This is a genomic window from Planomonospora corallina, from assembly GCF_042650625.1.
GTDB lineage: Bacteria > Actinomycetota > Actinomycetes > Streptosporangiales > Streptosporangiaceae > Planomonospora_B > Planomonospora_B corallina.
In genome coordinates, this window is sequence record NZ_JBHSBM010000059.1 from 1 (window position 1) to 7,042 (window position 7,042).

The window sequence follows — 7,042 nt, forward strand, 5'->3', positions numbered from 1 at the left end:
GCTGCGCGACGCCCCCGGCCTGCCCGGCGAGCACCACGCCTTCGTCGAGGTCATCGACCGCACCAGCGGCCGCCTGCAGGATCTGGTCGATGACCTGCTGCAGCTGGCCCGCCTGGAAAGCGGCCTGGTCACCATCGACGCCCGCACCATCGGGCTGACCGGCCTGATCCGTCAGGCCGTCGACGACCACCGGGCGGCCGCATGTGCCAAGGACATCACCCTGACCACCGAGCTGGCCCACTACCTGCACGCGCACGCCGACCCGGCCCGCATCCGCCAGGTGCTGGACAACCTGCTGTCGAACGCGATCAAGTACACCCCGGACGGGGGAAGCGTCACCGTCACCGCCGCACCGCGTGAGGGCGGCGGCACCGTCTTCACCGTGTGTCTGCCGGTCGACCCTCCGGAATCGACCTGAGTCCGTCCGGATCCGTCGTGCGCCTGACCGCCGCCCCGCCGGTGTCCCCGAACGGTGAGCGTTCCTGACCCGGTAGCCGGGTCCTTTCCTCCTGGTGGCCGGGCGCGGTGATGCCGGCACGGCTGCGGCGGGTAGACGCCGGTTCGGCTGCGGCCGGGCCCGCGGGAGCAGACCCGCCAGCGCCACGGGCAGGAGCAGCAACGCGCCCCCGGGAAGGGCCGCTCCTGCCCGGCCCGCACGCCGGGACGGCCGCCGTGGCTCCTCCAGCGCCGGAGGGACCTGCTGGGGACCGGCGTGCGGCGGCCCCTGCAGGGCCACCCCCGATGCCGGACCTCGATCGCGTGAGCAGCGGACTGAGGCAGCCCGAGGACGGCCTGGAACCGGTGAGTTCTGGAACCGAGGACCCGGGCGATGACCCGAACTCCTCGCAGGCCCGGCGGCCGCGGGCGTTCGTCGCTTCGTCGTCGGTCACCGGCGACGCACGGGTCTGCTACCTGCAGCCACCCGTGGTCGTCCCGTGAGTGGTCACACGATGAAGGTCCTGGCCTGCCCGGTCATCTCCTCGGCCATGAGTGACAACTCGTCGATGATGGTCATGCTCTCGCGCACCGCGTGATGCGCCTCGGCGACCGTCTCGGCCACGGCCGCGACGTTTTCGGCGATGCGGGCCGAGCCGCTGGCCGCTTCGGAGACGCTCTCGCCCATGCCGGCGGTGGTGGCGCTCTGTTCCTCCACCGCGCTGGCGATCGTGGTGACGTAGTCGTTGATGCGGCCGATGACGTCCTGGAACCCGTTGATGATGTCCACCGCGCCGTCGCTGTCGGCCTGGATGGCCCTCACCCGGGCGGCGATGTCCTCGGTCGCCTTGGCGGTCTCCTGCGCCAGGTCCTTGACCTCGCTGGCCACCACGGCGAAGCCCTTGCCCGCCTCTCCGGCCCGGGCCGCCTCGATGGTGGCGTTCAGCGCCAGCAGGTTGGTCTGCTCCGCGATCGCGTTGATGGCCTTGACCACTGCGCCGATCTCCGAAGAGGAGGTGCTCAGCCGCTGCACGCGCGTGCTGGCCGAACCGGCGGCGGCCACGGCCTCGCCGGCCACCGAAGCCGCCTCCGAGGCGCTCCTGCTGATCTCCTGGATCGAGGCGCTCATCTCCTGGGCGCCCGCGGCGACCATCTCGGCGTTGCCGCTGACCTCCTCGGCCGCGGCGGCGGCACTGTCGACCCGCGAGGCGGCCGCATCGGAGCCGGCCACGACCTTTGTCGCGGACGCACGCATGACGTCCGAGGCGTGTGACATCTGCTCGGCGCCGCCCTTGATCTGCGACACCGCGTCGCGCAGCACGTCGACGGCCTCGTTGATCGCCGTTCCCATCTCCCGCAGTTCCCCGCCCATGGCGGAGGTGTCGGTCCGGCGGGTCAGGTCCTTGGCCGCCAGCGCCTTCAGCGCCGCCACGGCCTGGGCCAGCGGGACGGTGATGCTGCGCCGGACCACGCCCAGCAGCGGCACGGCCACGACCAGTGCCACCACGACGGCGATCCCCATCTGGCGCTGAGCCGAGCTGGAGGCCTCGGCCGCCGCCGCGGCGGCGGCGTCGCTGTCGGAGCGGACGCTGTCGACCAGTTTTTCGGTGGTCTTCTGGATGCGGTAGTAGATGTCCCAGGAATCACCGCCGATCAGGGCGTTGGCTTGGTCTGCGGCCTGGCGGGTGCCCTGGGCGAACAGTGCGGCGATCGTGTCGTCCATGGACAGGAACGCCTCCCAGTCCACGACGAGGGTCTCGAAGTCCTTCTTCTGCTCGGCGGTCATGGCCGAGGTCTCGACGCTGTCCAGGTGGGTGCGCAGACGCCCGGCGACCTCCAGGTATCCGGCACGGCTGACGGCCTCGGGCTTGACGGCCTCGGCCGGGTCGCCCAGCGCGGCCTCCCAGGCGTAAGCGGTTTGCCAGCCGCTCACATCGGAGTTGAAGTACTTGATCTCCTGGATGTCGCGGCTGAGCAGGGTCATCTGCTTCATGTGCTCGACCGCTTCGTCCTGGGTGCGCAGCGCGTTCAGTCCTACCAGCGCCGCGCCGCCGAAAAGCGTGACGATCATGGTGAAGCACGCGGCCAGCCGTGTTCCGACCTTCCAGCCCCCGATGAGCCTTGACATCATCCCGTTCCCTCTGTGTGGTGATCGCCACACCATCGGCGGCGCGGGCCGCGGGCTGAGGAGGATCCCCGGCGGAAGTCTCCGGGCGGTGAGCCGATCCCGCCTGCGGGCAGGCGCCGGGACGTGGGACAGGCACGACGGGCAGGGCCGTCGTCATCCGGCCGGACCCGCAGGCGCCGTCTTCGGACGGCACCCAGCAGACGCCTGCGGCCCCTCGCCAGCGCGCCCGTGATCAGCACCAGCGGCCACGTACTGGGCGCGCCGATCGCCTCACTGCGCTCCTACCTGGCGCTGGTCGGCGGCGATGAAGGAGACGAGACCCTGCGGAAGACGCTCCTGCGCATGGTCGACGCCAACAGCGGCCCCCTGCTGGACCTGATCGACGAGCTGACGCTGGTGGCGAGGCTGCACGCGCACATGACGGCCGCCCTGCCGCCCGAAGCCACCCGGCCCTCCTTTGAAGGAGCCCCCAGACGGCCTGGTACTCCTGAAAGGCCGGCCGGCGACCGGGCCCGGCGCTCCCGAAGCCCTCCTCGCCCCGAGCCGTGTCTCGCGCCCGCGAGCGTCTACGGCCCGAGGCGCCGGCCACGGTCACGGACAAGGCGGCCTGCGCGGCGGAGACGCGGTGACGGACTGGTCCTGCCGCCACCGACCGGCCCGTCCAGGAGACCGTTCTCCAACGCCCGTTACAGCCTCGGCCTGCCGCCGCCCAGGCCGCGCGATGACGGTGGCAGAACCTCCGCTGGCGATCGTCATGCTGCGGCGCGCGCATGAGCAGGCGAAACCGGTCGGCGGCTAGTGTGATCAGGCATGACGCAGGTGAACAAGGCGCCCGGCAAAGCCACCGGCGCGATGACGACCGGGGAGCGCCACGACGGCGAGGTCCTGGCGGATCTCATCGCGGCGGCTCTGCCCTCGCACCCGGCATGGTGGCGTCGCAGCGAACCCGGCCACGGTCCAGCCGACGGTTGCGTGAACCGGGCAGGCCCGCCCACGTCCTCACCGGCGCGCGGGGACGCCCGCCACCGGACGGTGGCCTATCCGGCGGTCGGCGGTGCCGGCGCCTCGGCGGCGGGCAGCAGCACGGTGAAACGGGCACCGGGGTCGGCGGGGCTGTAGGCGACGTCCCCACGCCTGGCGCGTCCCGGCCTCGGCGATCATCACGCCCACTCCCGCCATGACGCACAGGAACAGCGCCCCGTGAACCAGCCGCGGCGGCAGTGGACCACTGGCCAGGCGCGGCGGCGGGCAGACCAGCGCGGCCGCCGGGACCAATGCCGCCACCGCCCACACCGGGAAGTTCACCCCTGCCCACACCAGCAGGAACAGGCCGACCTCGGCATTGGCGGAGCTGACGGCCTGAGGGTCGTCGGGCATCCATGCCACGATGCCCAAGAGGGTCAGCATGGGCACGCACAGCACCAGCGGTGCCCGCGTATCGAACCGGTGCCATGGAACGCACCAGGCCATCGGTGCTGAGGCGGCCCCCGCGATAAGGACCGCGGTCAGATCGGCTGCCGCTGGGGTGGTGCCCACTGCAGCGCCACCGCGCTCAAGAGCGCCAGGAGGGCGAAGAACATCGCCATCTGCCGGGGGGCGACCTGCGGTCCTTCGCCGAGCCACGATCGGTGCCGGGCCACCGGTGCACCTCCTGACAGGTGAGCGGAATAAACACCCATAGATAGCGGAATGCCCACTAATGGGCATTTTGTGCCGATGACGGAGAGGGGTCATCGAATCCCCGCGGACGGACCCGCCCGCCGCTGGGTGTGCGGTGCCGGCGGCTCCGTCCCGGTACGGCGAGCAGGAAGGACGGCGGTGATGACCGGCATCGTCATACCGGCCGACGAGGTCGAGCGCCTGGTCGAACTCGACGAGTTCGGCGCCTTCGACGTGCTGGTCGAGCCGGTCCACCAGGCCATCGCCGAGCTGGCCGCGCATGTCTGCCGCACTCCGATCGCGCTGGTCAACCTGGTAGGCCGCGATCGGCAGTACTTCAAAGGCCACACCGGCACCAGCGCAGAGCACATGGACCGGCGGGTGGCCTTTTGCCCCCACACCCTCGACGTGCGCGCGCTCGTCGAGGTCCCCGACGCGCTGGCCGACCCCGCCTTCCGCGACGACCCGGCCGTGGCCGGCGAGCCGTACGTGCGCTTCTACGCCGGCGCCCCGATGATCAGCAGCCGCGGCCGGGCGCTGGGCGTGGTGTGCGTCTTCGACCACCGCCCCCGGCAGCTCGCACCCGACCAGCACAGGGCGCTGGTGACGTTGGCCGCCTGCGCCACCGCGGTGCTGGAGCTCGGCTACCGGCTGCGCCAGGCCGACGAGGTCATCCACCGCCTGCACGACGTCAATGAGCTCAAGCACCAGTTCCTGCGCAGCGTCAACCACGAGCTGCGCACCCCCCTGGCCTCGATCCGCTCCTCCCTGCAGCTGATCCAGGACGGCGGCCTGGACGCAGCGGCCGAACGCCATTTCCTGGACATGATCGAACGCAACAGCGACCGGCTGCTGGCCCTGCTGGACGAGCTGCTGCTGATGGCCAGCCTGAACGCCGGCACCGCCGTCTTCCGCCCGCAGACCTGCGACCTGACCGCCCTGGCGCACGAGCTGGCCGATGCCGTCGCGCCCCGGCTGCGTGAAGGCCGCCACACCCTGGCCGTGCACGCCCCGGGCCCGGTGCCGGCCTGGGGAGAGGCCGCACGGCTGCGGCACGCGCTGCGGCACCTGCTCGACAACGCCATCAAGTTCACCCCGGCCGGCGGCCGCATCACTCTCACCGTCACCGATGATCCGGTCCCGGCCGTCGAGGTCGCCGACACCGGCGTCGGCATCGCCCCGGATGATCTGGCGCACGTCTTCGACGACTTCTTCCGTGCCGCGCACGCCGAGGCCCAGGCGATCGGTGGCACCGGGGTGGGTCTGCCCATCGTCAAGAAGATCATGGACATGCACGGCGGGAGCGTGCGCATCGACAGCCGTCCCGGCCGCGGCACCCGGGTGCGCCTGACGCTGCCCGCCCTCCCGCAGCCGCACGTCCCGGGCGGCCGGCCGTGAGGACGGCCGACCACCCGGCGGGTGAGCGGCCGAACGGCGCCCGTGCCACTCAGGATGGGCGGCACGCGACAGCAAGCAACGCTCAGCGCCCACGGGTAGCGCTGTCCGGCTCGACCTCCACCTGTCAAAGGCGGGCCGGCCCGTCTAGGATCTGTCCCGAATCGGCACCGGGGCCCGAACACCCGCCCATACGCTCGGCCCGGCGCGGTTCGATCCGCCCAGGTAGGAGCGTTTGAGGCACCGGCACGGGGACAACATGCGTGGCATGACCACCAGCCGCGAAAGACTGCCGGCGGCGACCGCGCTCGAGGAGTGCACCGGCCAGCGCCGCCAGGAGAACACCGAGGCTGCCACTGCGGTCGCCGGTAACGCCGCTCTGGCCGTCACCGCGCGGGCCGAGCGGGCCGTACAGGCCGCCGTCGACCAGGTCGCTCACCTGCGAAATGCCGTGCATGCCGCCGCCGACCGCGCTGTGGCAGCCGGTCCCCGGCACAGCGCCGTGGCCCTCGTGGCGGCCGGAGCCGTATTGGTGCTGGCCGTGCTGATGACGCGGGCGTGGCGGCGCCGCGTTCGGCGGTGATTCGGCCGACAGATCCTGGAGCGCAGGGGGGCGCGGCGAAACGACTGCGGCACGCGCTGCGGCGCCTGCTCGGCAACGCGATCAGGTTCACGCCCGCCAGCGGGCGCATCCCCCCTCACCGTCGCCGCCGTCCCGACTTCGGCCGTCGAGGTCGCTACCACCGGCGTCGGCATCGCCGCAGGCGACCTGGCGCACGTCTTCGACGACTTCTTCCGCGCCGCCCACACCGAGACCCAGGCGATCAGCGGCAGCGACCTGCTCGATGGCGGCTTGCCGGGGCCGCTTGCGGCGGGTGGCCCGGGGTGACGGGTACTGAACGTGATCGCCGCCGCGGCCTGCCGGGCGTCTTCACGACCGCGCGTTGCCGGGCGTACCGTTTTCCCCCGCCGCCCCATCGGCCTTGTCTGGACTCTCCGGGACGCCCGCGGTGCCGGGCGCGTCCGCGGCCGGCAGCGTGAAAACGAACCGGGCGCCTCCGCCGGGGTTGTCCTCGGCTCCGATTGTGCCGCCGTGCCGCTCGACGATGCGCTTGCAGATGGCCGGGCCGAGCCCGCTGCCGGTGTACGGGCCGCCCGTGTGGGCGCGGCGGAAGTTCTCAAATATCGCCCGGTGCTGGCCCGGGGGAATACCGATGCCGCGGTCGGCGACCTCGACCCGGACCCATCCGGGCCGCTCGCGCGTGGAAATGACGGTGATGTGCGGCCGCTGGCCTGGGGCGGTGCACTTGACCGCGTTGCCGATCAGGTTGTCCAGCAGCTGGCGCAGCAGCGCCCGGTCGGCCCGGACGGCGTCCAGCTCGCCGATGTCGAACACCGGTGCCTGCCCGGTCCCGTCGTGCGGGA

The 7,042-nt window shown here is 72.2% G+C and carries 8 protein-coding genes; 4 read left to right on the top strand and 4 right to left on the bottom strand.

The window, feature by feature from the left end; genetic code table 11:
- The coding region (locus tag ACFOWE_RS31005; protein WP_377294135.1) for a sensor histidine kinase at positions 1-418 on the top strand (418 nt) is incomplete at its 5' end.
- 341 nt (positions 419-759) lie between these two features.
- Positions 760-939, top strand: coding sequence for a hypothetical protein (locus ACFOWE_RS31010; RefSeq protein ID WP_377294137.1), 180 nt, complete (start codon positions 760-762; stop codon positions 937-939).
- 4 nt (positions 940-943) lie between these two features.
- On the opposite strand, the gene ACFOWE_RS31015 is transcribed toward ACFOWE_RS31010, so the two are convergent.
- From ACFOWE_RS31015 to ACFOWE_RS31025, 3 genes are all read right to left on the bottom strand, one after another.
- Positions 944-2,563, bottom strand: coding sequence for a methyl-accepting chemotaxis protein (locus ACFOWE_RS31015; RefSeq protein WP_377294139.1), 1,620 nt, complete (start codon positions 2,561-2,563; stop codon positions 944-946).
- A 999-nt stretch (positions 2,564-3,562) separates the two neighbouring features.
- Positions 3,563-3,970, bottom strand: coding sequence for a hypothetical protein (locus ACFOWE_RS31020; protein ID WP_377294140.1), 408 nt, complete (start codon positions 3,968-3,970; stop codon positions 3,563-3,565).
- A 98-nt stretch (positions 3,971-4,068) separates the two neighbouring features.
- Positions 4,069-4,203: a hypothetical protein gene (locus tag ACFOWE_RS31025; RefSeq protein WP_377294142.1), complete on the bottom strand. Its 135-nt coding sequence runs from the start codon at positions 4,201-4,203 to the stop codon at positions 4,069-4,071.
- Between the two features lie 181 nt (positions 4,204-4,384).
- Here ACFOWE_RS31025 and ACFOWE_RS31030 point away from each other — a divergent pair, with 181 nt between their 5' ends.
- Together ACFOWE_RS31030 and ACFOWE_RS31035 are read left to right on the top strand one after the other, a co-directional pair.
- The gene (locus tag ACFOWE_RS31030; protein ID WP_377294144.1) at positions 4,385-5,620 is read left to right on the top strand and encodes an ATP-binding protein; all 1,236 of its coding nucleotides are present in this window, start codon (positions 4,385-4,387) and stop codon (positions 5,618-5,620) included.
- 265 nt (positions 5,621-5,885) lie between these two features.
- Positions 5,886-6,200, top strand: a complete 315-nt coding sequence (locus tag ACFOWE_RS31035; protein ID WP_377294146.1) for a hypothetical protein — start codon at positions 5,886-5,888, stop codon at positions 6,198-6,200.
- 348 nt (positions 6,201-6,548) lie between these two features.
- Here the strand turns inward: ACFOWE_RS31035 and ACFOWE_RS31040 are convergent.
- Positions 6,549-7,042, bottom strand: a 494-nt coding sequence (locus tag ACFOWE_RS31040) for a sensor histidine kinase (protein ID WP_377294148.1), incomplete at its 5' end; no start/stop codon positions are given.